14 protein-coding genes and 1 pseudogene are annotated in these 14,848 nt (G+C 33.1%); 4 read left to right on the forward strand and 11 right to left on the reverse strand.

Features of this window, described 5'->3' with window-relative positions; genetic code table 11:
- Positions 1-114 (forward strand): annotated as a pseudogene (locus tag GTZ96_RS17475) (IS1595 family transposase); the annotation flags it as partial.
- Between the two features lie 13 nt (positions 115-127).
- Here the strand turns inward: GTZ96_RS17475 and GTZ96_RS17480 are convergent.
- The 4 genes from GTZ96_RS17480 to GTZ96_RS17495 all read right to left on the reverse strand — a co-directional run bounded on the left by GTZ96_RS17480 (position 128) and on the right by GTZ96_RS17495 (position 5,270).
- The gene (locus GTZ96_RS17480; RefSeq protein ID WP_161645194.1) at positions 128-2,365 is read right to left on the reverse strand and encodes a cation:proton antiporter domain-containing protein; all 2,238 of its coding nucleotides are present in this window, start codon (positions 2,363-2,365) and stop codon (positions 128-130) included.
- A 144-nt stretch (positions 2,366-2,509) separates the two neighbouring features.
- Positions 2,510-3,856: an adenylosuccinate lyase gene (gene purB, locus GTZ96_RS17485; RefSeq protein ID WP_161645195.1), complete on the reverse strand. Its 1,347-nt coding sequence runs from the start codon at positions 3,854-3,856 to the stop codon at positions 2,510-2,512.
- Between the two features lie 191 nt (positions 3,857-4,047).
- Entirely contained in the window at positions 4,048-4,743 is a 696-nt protein-coding gene (locus GTZ96_RS17490) for an SIR2 family NAD-dependent protein deacylase (protein WP_161645196.1), read from the reverse strand.
- Positions 4,744-4,748: 5 nt separating this feature from the next.
- A complete protein-coding gene (locus GTZ96_RS17495) occupies positions 4,749-5,270 on the reverse strand; it encodes a GNAT family N-acetyltransferase (protein WP_161645197.1) in 522 nt (173 codons plus the stop codon).
- A gap of 120 nt (positions 5,271-5,390) precedes the next feature.
- On the opposite strand from GTZ96_RS17495, the gene GTZ96_RS17500 reads away from it, so the two are divergent.
- Positions 5,391-6,056 (forward strand): TrmH family RNA methyltransferase, encoded by a 666-nt coding sequence (locus GTZ96_RS17500; protein ID WP_161645198.1) that lies wholly within the window; start codon positions 5,391-5,393, stop codon positions 6,054-6,056.
- A 149-nt stretch (positions 6,057-6,205) separates the two neighbouring features.
- Here GTZ96_RS17500 and GTZ96_RS17505 read toward each other — a convergent pair whose 3' ends face one another.
- The 3 genes from GTZ96_RS17505 to GTZ96_RS17515 all read right to left on the reverse strand — a co-directional run bounded on the left by GTZ96_RS17505 (position 6,206) and on the right by GTZ96_RS17515 (position 10,531).
- Positions 6,206-7,801, reverse strand: coding sequence for a PepSY-associated TM helix domain-containing protein (locus GTZ96_RS17505; protein WP_161645199.1), 1,596 nt, complete (start codon positions 7,799-7,801; stop codon positions 6,206-6,208).
- Between the two features lie 100 nt (positions 7,802-7,901).
- Positions 7,902-10,061, reverse strand: a complete 2,160-nt coding sequence (locus GTZ96_RS17510) for a TonB-dependent receptor (protein WP_161645200.1) — start codon at positions 10,059-10,061, stop codon at positions 7,902-7,904.
- 92 nt (positions 10,062-10,153) lie between these two features.
- Positions 10,154-10,531: a hypothetical protein gene (locus GTZ96_RS17515; protein WP_235973048.1), complete on the reverse strand. Its 378-nt coding sequence runs from the start codon at positions 10,529-10,531 to the stop codon at positions 10,154-10,156.
- Positions 10,532-10,799: 268 nt separating this feature from the next.
- Between GTZ96_RS17515 and GTZ96_RS17520 the strand changes: the two genes are divergently transcribed.
- Together GTZ96_RS17520 and GTZ96_RS17525 are read left to right on the forward strand one after the other, a co-directional pair.
- Complete coding sequence (locus GTZ96_RS17520) at positions 10,800-11,030, forward strand: hypothetical protein (protein ID WP_161645201.1); 231 nt, start codon at positions 10,800-10,802, stop codon at positions 11,028-11,030.
- A complete protein-coding gene (locus GTZ96_RS17525; protein WP_161645202.1) occupies positions 11,006-11,278 on the forward strand; it encodes a Txe/YoeB family addiction module toxin in 273 nt (90 codons plus the stop codon). Before GTZ96_RS17520 ends, GTZ96_RS17525 begins: the two co-directional genes overlap by 25 nt.
- A gap of 159 nt (positions 11,279-11,437) precedes the next feature.
- Here GTZ96_RS17525 and GTZ96_RS17530 read toward each other — a convergent pair whose 3' ends face one another.
- The 4 genes from GTZ96_RS17530 to GTZ96_RS17545 form a co-directional block, all read right to left on the reverse strand.
- Positions 11,438-11,848 carry an SMI1/KNR4 family protein gene (locus tag GTZ96_RS17530; RefSeq protein ID WP_161645203.1) on the reverse strand — a complete coding sequence of 137 codons (411 nt, stop codon included), beginning with the start codon at positions 11,846-11,848 and terminating at the stop codon, positions 11,438-11,440.
- A 406-nt stretch (positions 11,849-12,254) separates the two neighbouring features.
- The gene (locus GTZ96_RS17535) at positions 12,255-12,605 is read right to left on the reverse strand and encodes a HepT-like ribonuclease domain-containing protein (protein ID WP_161645204.1); all 351 of its coding nucleotides are present in this window, start codon (positions 12,603-12,605) and stop codon (positions 12,255-12,257) included.
- The gene (locus tag GTZ96_RS17540) at positions 12,598-12,897 is read right to left on the reverse strand and encodes a nucleotidyltransferase family protein (protein ID WP_161645205.1); all 300 of its coding nucleotides are present in this window, start codon (positions 12,895-12,897) and stop codon (positions 12,598-12,600) included. Before GTZ96_RS17540 ends, GTZ96_RS17535 begins: the two co-directional genes overlap by 8 nt.
- Before the next feature lie 388 nt (positions 12,898-13,285).
- Entirely contained in the window at positions 13,286-14,635 is a 1,350-nt protein-coding gene (locus tag GTZ96_RS17545) for a hypothetical protein (RefSeq protein ID WP_161645206.1), read from the reverse strand.
- Positions 14,636-14,848: the final 213 nt, after the last annotated feature.

Raw genomic sequence — 14,848 nt, forward strand, 5'->3', positions numbered from 1 at the left:
TTTAGGATAAACCGTTCTCAATTTAAAACAAGTATTTTTCATAAATCCATAGAAAGAATGGTGAATGCAAAACCGATTTATCAAAAAAACATAAAACAGATATTAAGTGTATAACTCAATAATTTTTTTATGCCTTGAATAATTGAGCTATTAATTTTTTGTCTCCCACAATCCATAATAAATCATTTTTTTCTAGGACAATATTTGATTCGGGGTTGAGGATACGTTGTCCTTTTCGTTCAATTCCGACTAATAATCCATGTGTACGCTCTCTTAATCTAGATTGGCCTACGCTAAGACCAATAAAATCTTCATTAGTCAATTCGACCTGACGTAACATAATTTCGTTCGTTACTTTTTCAGGAACTTCAACATCATGTTGATTTAAAAAGTTCGAAAATTCTTTGACTTGCGCATCTGAACCAATAACGCAAATTTCGTCACCTGGAAACAAACGTTCGGTTTTATTGGGAATTTGGACGATGATTTCTCCACGTTTAATATAGGCAATATTAACGCCTACCAATTCTCTCATTTTAATTTCACGAAGCGTTTTTCCCGCCAGATTAGATTCTTTTGAAATTTCAAAAGTAGTCATGTGACCATCCCAAGGAGTTAGATTAGCATATCTACGATCTATTTTCTTTTCCTCTCTATCGTTGAGGTTAGTCAGGAAATGGCGTTCTATTTTATGGTATTGTTCGTGTAGTTGTTTTGGGAAAAACAGGTAAACTACAATAGCCATTACTAAAGCAAAAAAGGCAATGACAGGAGAGAAAAAGATATTCAATAAAAATCCGATATAAAATACTGCTAATCCCATTCGGAAAAAGAAGAGCATTAAAATAGGACCTCTATATTTTTTTTCTTCGAATAATTGATCCACTTCTTTTACGGCGACACGTCTTAATGAGAGTGCCCATAAAAATGGGGAAATAACAACCATAGTGATTAATGCCGCGATGGTATTTCCGAATTTTGAATTTTCTACTAGTGGCAATATGAATTTAGAAGATAATAAAATCACTGAGGTGATGATGATAGTATGTAATAAAATTTGGAGCAAGTGAGCTCTAATGACTATTTGCCAAGTGCTTACGGAGCGAATGGCTTGTGCATTAGTACTGTATCGGGCAATTCTTTTTGTCCATTTTCTAGGTAATTTTTTTTCTAAATAGCCAGAGAATGGAACAGCCATTTTGACCATGAAAGGAGTGGTAAATGTAGTTACTGCCGATACTGCTACAACCACAGGATATAGAAAATTACTCGTTACATTCATCGTCATTCCTAAGGTTGCAATGATAAAAGAGAATTCACCTATTTGTGCCAAACTCATTCCTGTTTGTACCGATTGTTTTAAAGGTTGTCCCGAAATGATTGCGCCAAGTGTAGAACTGATGGATTGCCCAAAAATAGTAACAAAGGTTAAAATAATTACAGGAAGAGCATATTCGTATAAAGTATGCGGATTGATTAACATTCCAACAGATACAAAGAAAACCGCACCAAATAAATCTTTTACTGGTTTTACCAAATGTTCGATATGCTCTGCTTGGGTAGTTTCGGCAATGATAGACCCCATGATAAAAGCACCTAAAGCAGGAGAAAAACCAGCATTGGACGCTAAAATTACCATCATCAAACACAAGGCTAATGATAGGATAAGCATCATTTCATCAGTCAGTAAGTGCTTGGTCTTTTTTAATAAAGTTGGGATAAAAAAGATTCCACCCACAAACCAGGCAATCAGAAAAAAAACTAATTTAAGTACAGAGAGTAATAATTCACTTCCTGAAAATTGCTGACTCACAGCCACTGTTGATAATAATACCATCATTAAAATAGCTATAATATCCTGAACGATAAGGGAACCAATTACAATTCCGGCAAATTGCTGTGCTTTTACCCCCAATTCATCAAAGGTTTTAAGAATGATGGTTGTGGATGAAATGGAGAGAATAACACCTAAGAAAATACAATCCATGTTTTTCCACCCCATCCATTTACCTACCAGATAGCCCACGAGAACCATGGTTATAATTTGAGTGATGGCGGTTATTGAGGCTGTGCCGCCCACTTTCATCAATTTTTTGAAACTGAATTCGAGTCCTAAACTGAATAATAAAATAATAACACCTATTTCAGCCCAGATTTCCACACTTTTGATGTCTTTTACAGAAGGAAAAAAATCAAAGTGATTCCCTGCCAAAAAACCAGCAATTAAATACCCAAGAACCAGAGGTTGTTTGATTTTTTTAAACAACAAAACAGCAATACCTGCTGTCATCAGGATTAATCCTAAATCGCTAATTAAGGGTTTTAAATGGTGTGATGCTTCAGCAACTGCGTCTACCGTACTCATATATTGTTTGTTCTTTTATTACAATTCTGCTAAATATACTAAAAGCAGTTTTGTTGTGCAATTTTCAGCTTTAATTAGGAAATATTTATAAAAAAAGTCCCGATTATCTCGGGACTTTTTAAAAATGATATGTAGTTGTTGAAACTATATTCCTAAAAAGTTGCTAGGAGTAATTTTTAATAACTCAGCTTTAATTTCGTCAGAAACTTCTAATGTACCGATAAACTCATGCATTGATTTTTTAGTAATCGCTTCGTTAGTTCTGGTTAAGCCTTTCAAAGCCTCATAAGGATTTGGATAAGCCTCACGACGTAAAATTGTTTGGATTGCCTCAGCTACTACAGCCCAGTTGTTTTCTAAATCTTCGTGGAATTTAGATTCGTTCAATAACAACTTGTTTAAACCTTTTAAAGTAGCTTCAAAAGCAATAATAGTATGTCCTATTGGCACACCAATGTTTCTTAAAACAGTACTGTCAGTCAAATCACGTTGTAATCTTGAAATAGGCAATTTAGCTGATAAATGTTCGAAAATAGCGTTGGCAATTCCTAAGTTTCCTTCTGAGTTTTCAAAATCAATAGGGTTTACTTTATGTGGCATAGCCGATGAACCAATTTCTCCTGCTTTGATTTTTTGTTTGAAATATTCCATCGAAACATACGTCCAGATATCACGATCTAAATCGATAATGATGGTGTTGATTCTTTTTAAAGCATCAAAAAAGGCTGCAAAATGATCGTAATGTTCAATTTGTGTTGTTGGGAACGAATGGTGTAATCCAAGATTTTCTTCTACGAATTTAGTACCAAATTGTTTCCAGTCAATTTGTGGATAAGCTACGTGATGTGCATTGTAGTTTCCTGTTGCTCCACCAAATTTAGCTGCAAACGGAATATTGAACAACAAACGCATTTGCTCTTCGATACGCTCTACAAAAACAGCAAATTCTTTTCCTAAACGAGTAGGAGAAGCCGGTTGTCCGTGGGTACGAGCTAACAATGGAATGTCTTTCCATTCGGTGCTTAATTCTTTTAATTTTGAAATTAAAGTAATTAATGATGGCATATATACTTTCTCAAAAGCTTCTTTTGTAGAAAGTGGAATAGCTGTATTATTGATATCTTGAGAAGTCAATCCAAAGTGGATGAATTCTTTAAATTCTGATAAACCTAATTTTTCAAAGGCATCTTTGATAAAATATTCAACGGCTTTAACATCGTGATTGGTTACTTTCTCTGTTTCTTTAATCCAAAGTGCATCTGCAGTAGAGAAATTTTTATAGATATTACGTAAACTTTCGAATACATTAGGGTTTACATTTTTCAATTGTGGCAAAGGAACTTCGCACAACGTAATAAAATATTCAATTTCTACCAATACACGGTATTTGATTAAAGCTTCTTCAGAGAAAAAAGGGGCTAATGAAAGGGTTTTATTTCTATATCTTCCATCAATTGGAGAAATAGCATTCAATTCGTTTAAAGTCGTCATTGTGTTGTTATGCTAATAATATTTGTTATTTAGTCCTATATCATTCTGGTATAATGCCGATATAGTATGAAAACAGGCTGCTTTTTAGCCTGTATTGAATACATAATCGGTATTATTTTTTCGAAAGGCACAAATATAGGCAGAATTTTAGGAATTTAGTATGCATTTTTGACTTCTTTTCGAATATTTGCTTACTGAAATTCTGCCAATAATCTGTTTTTTAAATGTGGAATTCCTGCTGTGGCTTGCATGGGAATTGTTTCCAGAGGATTTTTTAAATTCGGAATTTGGATTGGTTTAGGATCAATATAAAAAATAGGAACGTTTGCTGGTACAAAGTCAACTAAACCCGCTGCGGGATACACTTGTAGCGAAGTCCCAATAACGGCAAAATAATCGGCCGTTTCAGTTATAGCAATCGCTTCATCAAAAGCAGGAACTGCCTCGCCGAACCAAACAATATGGGGACGCAATTGATTTTTATGAGAATCCGTATCGCCTAAATTCAAATCGCCTTCCCATTCTAAAATGAAATTTGGATTTTTAGTGCTTCTCACTTTTAAAAGTTCGCCATGCAGGTGCAATACTTTTTTACTGCCGGCACGTTCGTGCAAATCATCTACATTTTGGGTAATAATATGCACATCAAAATGAATTTGCAATTGGGCTAGTTCCCGATGGCCTAAATTAGGTTTTACTTCTTTGAGTTGTCGTCGTCTTTTGTTGTAAAAATCCAAAACCAATTCAGGATTTTTTTGCCAGCCTTCAGGTGAAGCCACTTCCATGATATCGTGTCCTTCCCACAGTCCATCGCTATCTCTAAAGGTTTTTAGGCCACTTTCGGCACTGATTCCAGCTCCAGTTAAAACGACTAATTTTTTTTTCATTGTATTTATTTCAACATTAATTTCATAAGTAAATCGGTTTGTTCGTCATTGCCTAATCTAAAAATATGTTTGTCAAATTCTACAAAGCCATTCTTTTTATAAAAATTTAAAGCTCTATGGTTTTCTTCCCAAACTCCTAACCAAAGATAATTTAAATCTTGTTTTTTAGCTACTTGTAATGCTCTATCATATAATAATTGTCCAATTTTACTTCCGTGGAATTCCTTTAAAACATAAATACGTTCTATCTCTAAACCATTTTTATCTTTGAGTTCGGTTTGTTCTTCTCCAAAATTTAATTTTAAATATCCAAGAGTTTCGTTCCCGCGAATAGCAAAGTAGAATTCAGAATTTGGATTTGTTAATTCAGATGTAAGTTTGTCATTCGAAAAATTATTCTTTAAATATTTCTTCATGTTTTCTTCAGAATTCACTTCAGCAAAAGTTTCAAAAAATGTTTGTCTGCCTATTTGTTGCAGTTTTTCTATTTCTTCAACTCCTATTTTTTTAATTTCTACTGTTTCCATCTTCCGATATTTTTTACGAATTTAACCAAAGTTTTTTGATGGCAGAAAGGATTCATTCTTTTTGATTGAAATAAAAAGAAAGATAAAAAATGTATTTTTGCTTCAAAATAAAATAGTACAATGATTGATATTGATTACCTGAATTTCCTTGAAAATATATTGACTGACAACCGAAAAGAACGCTTTTTAGAAGTATTGGAAAAGCGTACCAAACATTTTACCATTGTTGTAGAAGATGTTTTTCAGTTGCACAATACCTCTGCGGTGATGCGGAGTTGTGAGGTTTTTGGTATCCAGGAATTGAATGTAATTGAGCAGCGTTACGGAAAAAGTATCGACAAAGAAATTGCGATGGGCGCCCAAAAATGGGTTGATATTAATAAATATGATTCGGTTTTCAACTGTATTTCGTCTTTAAAACAAAAAGGCTATCAAATTATTGCAACCACACCGCATGAGAATGATTGTTTGTTGGAAGATTTTGATATTTCGAAACCAAGCGCATTGTTTTTTGGTACAGAACGCGACGGACTTTCGCCAGAAATATTAGAAAAAGCGGATGGTTTCCTGAAAATTCCGATGGTAGGATTTACCGAGAGTTTGAATATTTCGGTTTCAGCAGCGATTATTATTCAGGATTTAACCAATAGATTGAGACGTTCGGATATTGATTGGAAATTATCAGCGGATGAGATTTTAGAAAAACGTTTGGCTTGGGCGAAGAATTCGATTAAAGATATTAAACGAATTGAAGCTAGGTATTTTGAAGAAAATCCTAAAGTGTAGTTTTATATTTAACCGCAAAGTTCTCAAAGAATGGTTAGTTAGGTTTGAATAAAAAACGCAAAGTTCACAAAGCTTTGTGTGCTTTGCGTTTTCTCAACACAATTAACAAAAAAACTTAGCGAACTTTGCGGTAAAAGAATATCTGTTTTTTATTTCTTCAAAAACAAAATCAATCCAAGCACACTAACAATTAAAATGCTTAGTGCGGCTAAAACCATAGTGAAATCGCGGATGTTTTTCCCTGCCCAGTCCATAAACAAAAATTTGTGTAAGATGGCAAAAGAATAACCTTCGACAACATCTGAATTTTTGATAACTGCGGCTAGTCTTGAAGTAGCGGTTTCTATAAAATAAGTTGTTTTCTCTGGAGTGTCATACCCCAGTTTTACTACAGGCAAACGTTTGTTGACAAAACCATATTCTCTACTTTCAAAATCAGTCAGTACTTTAGATTCTAATAGTTTTATATTTTCTAAAGAAGCTTCTGATTCTTCCGAAGGTTCTGGAGTCATCATTTCGCAACAAGGGGCTTTTGGAGCGCCATCAGTAAAATAATAGGCTAAGAATTCGGCATATTGTAAATCTAAATTCAGCGCAATTTTATTTGTCGTCGCATTGATATAAACTACTTCCGTTTTTGGAGTGTCTTTTTTATTCCATTTCGAATTTGAATCTGATTTTGGTTTCTTGAATTTTCCAGTGGCTTTTTCTTCTAATTGACAACGGTAATACGTGCTGTCATTAAAACTGATAATGCTGGCATTTTGAAAACGATTCCAGTCCAAATCGAGTTTGTTATTTCCTAATCCAATTTCTTTGGTTTTAAAAGTTGGCTCATATACCATTTGATCCAAGGTGTAAGGATTCCATTTGGTTGTAGCGTGATAAGCACCACTAAAAGCAAAGGTCAGTGTGAATAATGAAATCCAAATCCCAATTTGGCGATGGTATTTTCTAATACCTTTTTTAGGTTCTTTGTTATCTGATTTTTTAAATTGTTTCCACAAAAAGCCATAAATCACAATGCCACTAATAGCCGAAAATCCAATGATAGATAACAAGAAAATCATTGTGATAATGCGAATACTATTGTTGCTGATAGCGTCTACAAAAGACCAGTTGTGAAAAACATCAAAAAACCAAATGAAAAATTGTCTTGATGTTGGGTTGTAAGTGGCTAATTTGCTAGAGGAAGTTTCCACATAGACTTCCATAGTATCCGGACGATCCAGAGTTACTTTGTAAACAGGCAAATAGCGATTGACATATTTGTACTGATTGTCAAATTCAGTGATGATTTCGCTGTTTTTTACACTGCTTTTTTGGTCGTCTAAGAAATAACGCGACAACCATTCGGCGTATATTTTGTCGCCGTTTTGGAGTTCTTTTCCGTTTGAAGCATCAAAATACAACAAATCACCAATGCTATTTTTTACCTGGTAAAAAGTAGCATTGTTGAAAGAAACAATTCGGAAATTTTTAAATTGCTGAATATCGTTTTTTTCTAAAACTTCCTGAATAGAAAGTGGTAATTGGTTTTGATTGATAGTGTTGATTTCCAGTTTTTCATGGGCAATTTCAGGTTTGAAAAAATGCGCCATAAACGGATGCATTAATCCTGATAAAGTCCAAAAAACAACAGGTATAATGGTGATGATTCCAATAGTTCGATGCCATTGGTACATATTCTGCTTGATTTTCTTGACGAATTTCGAATCTTTCTTTTTGATGTTTTTCTTGCTCATTTTGAGAACTTATTTGTTTTTTCACCATTAAGAAATTTAAGTTTGTTAAGCACAAAACCTAAACGTCTTAATGATTCCATTTTTTAAACTGTGGCTAAAATTATTTTTTTAAACAAAGATTGTATTGTATTCCCAATAAAAAAGTTCTGGGAGGAGCAGCTACATAAGTAGTTTGAGAGTTAGCGGCATTTCCTCGGGCTAAATTATAAGCATATAATTTATCGGTTAGATTCATCACATTTCCGTAGATTTCGATGTTGTGGTATTTATAACCCACACGAGTATTAAAGATGTTATACCCATCATATTTGACTGAATTGATTTGGTTTTGGTAATAACTACCCACCGATTGCCATTCTATTGAGGTTCTAAAATTAGGGAGCCAATTTGGATAATAACTCAATTCTGAATTTCCTGACCATCTTGGCGAAGTAGGCATTTCGTAGCCACCTAAATTTTGTAATACATCTGCTGAATTGTCTGAAAGTTGAAAGTCGATATAACGGTGTTTTGCAACGGTTCCTCCCATGCGAATGTTCCATTGTGCATTTGGACGGTAATTGAAACCAAATTCAATTCCCTTGTGGTTGGTTTCTCCTGCCGAACGATAATCAGTAGAGCTGTCTTCCAAGCGAACGCTTAGTAATTCGTTTTTTCCATCCATATAATAAATGGCATAATCCAATGTCAGTTTATTATTCAGTAAGTTAATCCATCCGCCAAATTCGTAATTTTCGAATGTAGCCGGTTTTAAATTATAGTAAAATTCAGCTGGGATTCCTGTATTTCCTCCTGTTCCTGTTCTGGCTTTGAAAATAGAAGTAATGCTTGGTGGTGAAAATCCCTGAGAATAGTTTCCGTAAAATCCAGCAGCTTTTATAGGGTTGAAATTTGCTCCTGCTTTGAAAGTAAATTTATTATAGTTTTTATTTCCCGTTGAATTGTCTAAGGCATTGTCGTAGTCGATTTTCATAGCATCATAACGTCCTCCAACAGTAACAATTAGTTTGTTGATAGGGTTGAAGCTGATTTGTTTAAAAACGGCAGTGTTGTAAATGTCGGCAGTATAATCAGCTAGTTTTATTTCAGGATGTTCGGCTACGATTTCGAATTTATTTACCGTTTGTTTTCCTGCTTCGCCCGGATTTAGAGTAGCTTTAAGATTAATTAAATAAGCCCAATAAGTTACCGGAGAATAATCGTATGAGATACCACCCACGATGGTAGTGTTCCAAAAATCAAATTTTTGAGTGTGTTGTCCAATGGCACCATAACTTTTAAAATTGTTCGAATTGACCTCACCTGTTGCTGCTGTAGGTTTGATTGTGGCACTCCAACGAATTCCATAAGAAGGATTTTGACCTAGTTTGTTGTCTCTGTGATAGACCGTCAAATAACTGCTTGCATTTGGATTCCAATCGTGTTCCAGTGTCAATCTGGTACGTAAAGCATCTGATTTTCGATAGGTAAAATCAGTACTGCTTTTGTAACTTCTGTTATTGAAATCACTTTCGTTTACGCCACCACTCATATCAGAATAATATTTTCCAATCATGGTATTGCTAATCAAACGGGTTTTGTCATTGATGGCATAATCTACTCTAACATTCAAATTGTCTTTAGTGTAATCAGAATAGGTCATCCAAGAGTTTTCCTGAATGCTGGAAATTCCGGCAATATGAAATCCAATTTTACCAATGGTAGCTCCACCGGCAGCCTGAATTCTTTTATATCCCCATTGATCGGCTTGAACGCCAAACTTAAACTCAGGATAGAAAGAAGGTTTTTGTGAAATTAAATTAATTGTTCCGCCTACGGCTTCTGGTCCATACAAAGAGGAAACAGGGCCTTTTACCACTTCAATGCTTTCTAAATTGAACTGATTGATTTCTAATAAAGCATTGTGATTAAAGATTCCCAAAGGACGAATAGGCAATCCATCTTCAAGATATAAATAATAGGCGTTGGTAGTCATGGGTTGGCGAATGGCCATCATGTTTTGTTCGTTGCCCAAGTTCACCATTAAAACACCGGGAGTTTTATTGATGACTTCGTAAATAGCTGCAGCCTTGCTTTCGTTGATTGTTTTAGCAGTTAATTTACTAATGGCAACAGGTGTTTCTTTGCGTAAAGTGGCAGTACGATTAGCGGTTACAAAAACACTTTCAAGTTCCTCAACCTTAGTAGTGTCTTTTTGTGTTTTGTTTTGAGCTACAGTACATTGGCTTATTATGGCTAAAGCCAAGAATATATTTTTCATTTTGATTTATATAAATTTTATAAATAGCGATATTTCCTTGGTTAAAACCAAGAAAAAGCAATTCAATACCCATTGAAAAGCGATACTAGAATTTATATAAAATAGGAGGGTGGTCTAAAAGAAGAAAGGGAAACAGAAACCGTTTTCTTTTCTAAAATATAGAAATTAGGTTTTTCTATAGGTGTAACAGCGATTGTTTTAAAATCAGCGAAAACAGTGTTTTGGATGAAAACTAAATCTACTTTGTTATCCAGATTGTTTTGCATCTTTTTTTCGTTGTCGTCGTATTTTTTAAGGCTTTTTTGAAGTTCGCATCGACCATTACAACTATTGTTTACCAATTTGCGTTGCACACAAATGGTTTTTGCAATTTCGTCCTGATTTAATTTGAATGAAGTATAAACAAAGAAACTACCAAAAGAAGGTAGTAGTAAAAGAATAGAAAGTACTATGCTAAATAATGACTTCAAAAAGCGCTTTTTTGTTTTCGAATGCAAAAGTACAGATAAATATTTTTTCACTGCATTTTTTTAACAGAAAAATCCTTGATTGCTATTATCATGGAATATGCAGATTGTTTGGGTAAATGAGGATAATGGATTATAGCGTATTGTTCTTTGAAGTCAGGAGATTTCGAAGAGCTAGTTTACTTTGCTCAAAAGGACCGTTTTGCTTCAAATAAAAAGGAATAATAATGTAGTACGATTTTTGTATATTTGTTATTCAAAACTTAGGATTATGATAACAGTTAAAATTAAAGAAAATAGCAAACAAGCAAAAGCTATTATCGAGTTTTTGAAAACTTGTGATTTTGTTGAGTTTTTAGAAAATCCAACAGTTAAAACAATAAAAAAAACAAATTCTGACAATCTGGATAAGCTAATTAAAAATGCTGAAAAACAGATAAAAGAAGGGAAAACGACTACCGTAAATACAAAAGATATATGGGGAAGTTTAGGGTTGAAATAACTGATTCTGCTAAAGCACATTTTAAAAAACAGTATAAATCAGGAGACAAAGCAAGTATTAACAAACTTGAAAAAATACTTGTTGAATTAGAAGAAACTCCTTTTACAGGCATTGGAAATCCCGAACCATTAAAGCACAACTATTCAGGGTACTGGTCACGCAGAATTAACCAAAAAGACCGAATGATCTACAAAGTAGAAGAGGCAATCGTGACAGTAACTGTTATTTCGGCACTAGGACACTATTAAAAAACTGTTTCTGCTTTATTAAAAAAGTTGTCAATTTCTTCAATACACAATCTTGTCATTCGACGAAGGAGAAATCTCATCTAGTAACTCTTTTTTGCTTATTGTTGTGGGCATAGAATGTAATTCTCCGCTAACTTTGTGCAATTCGAGTTTGTCATCTTAATACAAAATATCTGCGTCTGAATTTATAAGAAATATGATTTCAGAAAAAGTTTCTGCTATAAACTCAGGTTGTTCACCATAACTTTTAAATACACCATTCTGATCTTTTTTAAAGCCATACTGATGTGAGTTTATCAAATAGTCTGCAAACACTATAAAGTTTTTGTCGCTTTCGTTATTATATTCTTCTATAATTCTTGCCAATGGCCAAATTGAAAACATATTTTCTGTCCAATCCCAATCTGCAAAACCATCAAGTTTTAAGTAGAATTCTTTAAAATCATCCGGAAATTGAAAACTTAGAATTTCTTCAGTAGCCTTAATTAATTCCATAGTTGAAGGAGGACTAAGTTTGATTTTTTTATTTGTCCATTGATCAATAATTTTGTCAATCGAAATATTTTCCATTTTATTGATTTCTTAATGAAATTCTTCGCTGATTTTTGTGAATCGAGTGTTTTTAAAAATAAATGTAATTATAAAGTCTATTAATTAATTTCCATGAAACAAATATAAATGCTGTGATAGGGAGAATGTAAGGTTTCCATGCCTGCATTCTTCCTAACCCATAATCTTCATAATGATATTCCAGTTTTTCACGTCGTCTTTTTTCGCTTTTATATTTCCAATAGACAAGTCCGAATAGAAATAGTTCAATTCCTATTAGAATAAATATATTGACATCTTGAAATTTAATTGGTTCCAATTTTCTATTCGGTTTTTAAAAATCAATGCTAATGTTTAGTGACTTTACGTTCGGGGGATCTTGGAAAAAAACAAATAATTTTGCGAAGTCTTTTTGATATTGATGAAATTATTCAGTTTCTTGAATTAAGGAGTCAATCTCCATTTTTAATTTTGGTAAGTGATTCGTTAAAATTGACCAAATGTTTTCATCAGAAATATTGTCATAAGCATGAATTACATGATTTCTGAGTCCTATAATGGCTTTTGCGTTTGTGATTTTTTCATTGTAAGAGCGATCACGAGTAATTATTCGGTTAATTGCTTCGCCAATAATTTCAAGATTTCTTTCAACGGCTCTTTTGAGCATTACGTTATTTCGATACTTGAAAAAATCTTTTTCTTCATTGTGGAAGAATTCGTTTATTTCATCAATAGACATTTTGACATCAAATAACCATTTTAGAATTCTTTCATCCATAAATTAGTTTTTTTGAGTTGTCGATTGATTTAATTAAGATAGGATTTCTCAAAGTTTGTTCCTCTAATAAATCTACTTCACGACCAAGTAAAGATTCCAGTTTTTCCTTGAAATTGATGTAATTGTCAAAATACTGTGATAATTCAATAGGTTTAAATTTAACTAATAAATCAACATCACTTTTGTCATTGAAGTTTGAATTTACTGCTGAACCAAATAGATACATTTTCTCCACATTGTATATAATGCAAAGTTTTTTTAAGTTGTCTATATTGTTGTCAATTATTCCCATATCACAAATTTAGGCAAAAAACGTTTATACTCGACTCGTCATGATAATTACTCAGTACTATCGGTGTAGTTATTTCTGCAATCTTGTCATTTCTAAGAATTAGGAATTTCCATAAGTAACTCGACAAAGTATTAGCTCATTGTTATGGGCACAGAATGCAATTCTGCGCTAACGTTTGCGCATATCCGAGCAATCGGGAAAATCCTTGAGCATTACCGCAATCTTGTCTTTCCGACGAAGGAGGAATCTCTGTAAGTAACTCTACAAAGTATTTAGCTCATTGTTGCGGGCACAGAATGCAATTCTGCGCTAACATATGCGTATATCCGTGTAGAGGCGTATTCCGTCAATTTCTGGCGGAGCCGTCTACTCGATTAGCTTTTCTTCTTTATTTCATTTGTTTATTTATAAGCTCGGCTACTACTTCAACTCCAATATCTTTTGCCGTATTCAATACCCATTTTCCACCACTCAAAAGATGTTGTATAACCTTATTACCATCTTTCTTTTTTGCTGCATTTTCTGCTTCTACAACAGCGCTAATCGCATTGAATTGTTCTGATGTTTCTGCATTAGATTTTAAACTATCCTTTAATTTACTTAACTCCTGACTTAAGATATCAAAATTTAAATTTTCAGGCAAATTATAATTATTTTGTTCAAATTTATTATTAGCTTTTGCTTTTGAGCCTACTGCTCCAATCTGTGAATTGTTGAATATGTTTTTATCTCCCATTGTTGTTTCGTTTATATTGAAATTAAATAATTTTTGAAATTTATGTAGATTCTCTATGGATATCATTCCGTTTGCTATATCAATTATTGGGAACTGTACTTTTTCAAAGTGATTATAATATTCGTCGAAGTCTCCAATTATCAAAGGCGTATCTGTTTGTGAGTACTTTATTGCATAATTTCTTAACCAATCTGTCACTCCGTCTAAATTATTTTCTGTTGCAGATGGTGAAAATTGACAAAAAGAATAAGAAAAGGCATTATATTCTTTTATTTCTTCTTCGTTTGTATAAGTAATAGCAACACTTACTAAACCTTGATTTGGATTGTCATTTTTCAACAATTCTATTTCCTCAACTTCAATATAAAATTTAGGAACCTCTCTATTGTATTCATTGCTAATTAAAGAAAGTTCTTTAGGAAGTATCATAATCCTTCCAGTAATATTTACCGTTGGATTTTTGTTTGCCTTAATTTCGGTAATTACATCGCTGTAATGTTCAGGTTTTAATAAAACAACTATTCCTTCGTGACTTACTCCATTAGAAGTTGCGCACATTATATATTGCAGATTATCATCAATTTTTTTTGGACCAAGCCTTAAAGAACCAATCCCACCTTTAACCATACTTCTTTTATCTCCAGGTCTTAATTCTATGATGTGTTGTTCAATATGACCGTTTCCTTTTCTTCTTTCCTTTTCAAAATGTCTTTCAAATGCTCTTTCTCTTTCAATTCTTCCAAATTGTGTATGAAATAACCCCGGTGAATTTGGAATCCATTCTAGCATTTTAAAATTTTGAAGTTTTATTATTTGTCCAGCATAAAGTTTAGAAATAAGAGCTTGCGACCAAAAATCATTATTGCTAAAAAATTTCAAGTCTTTTGCACTTAAATTTTTTTCCATTTTTAATTTGGAAAATAATGCAATATTGAAGTAGTCTTTTAGTGATGAAATTAAATCACTTCTACTGTTTACATTTTGTTGATTTCCTTTTAACATTGCTTCATTTTTTACGTAATTTTTTTAAGGTGGAAGCTGACTAGTTTATTGGCGCATAAACTAAACTAGTTTTATTCTAAAATGATATGTTGAACTAAACCTTCGGTAGCACTTACCGTAGTTTTAGTACCTTACGAATATAATTAAATTTCGTAAGTTATGGCTACAAAAAAAAGCATCCAGAAGATTTAAGAGAAAATAAAATTCTCAATC

Origin of the sequence: Flavobacterium undicola, from assembly GCF_009909155.2 — a bacterium.
GTDB lineage: Bacteria > Bacteroidota > Bacteroidia > Flavobacteriales > Flavobacteriaceae > Flavobacterium > Flavobacterium undicola.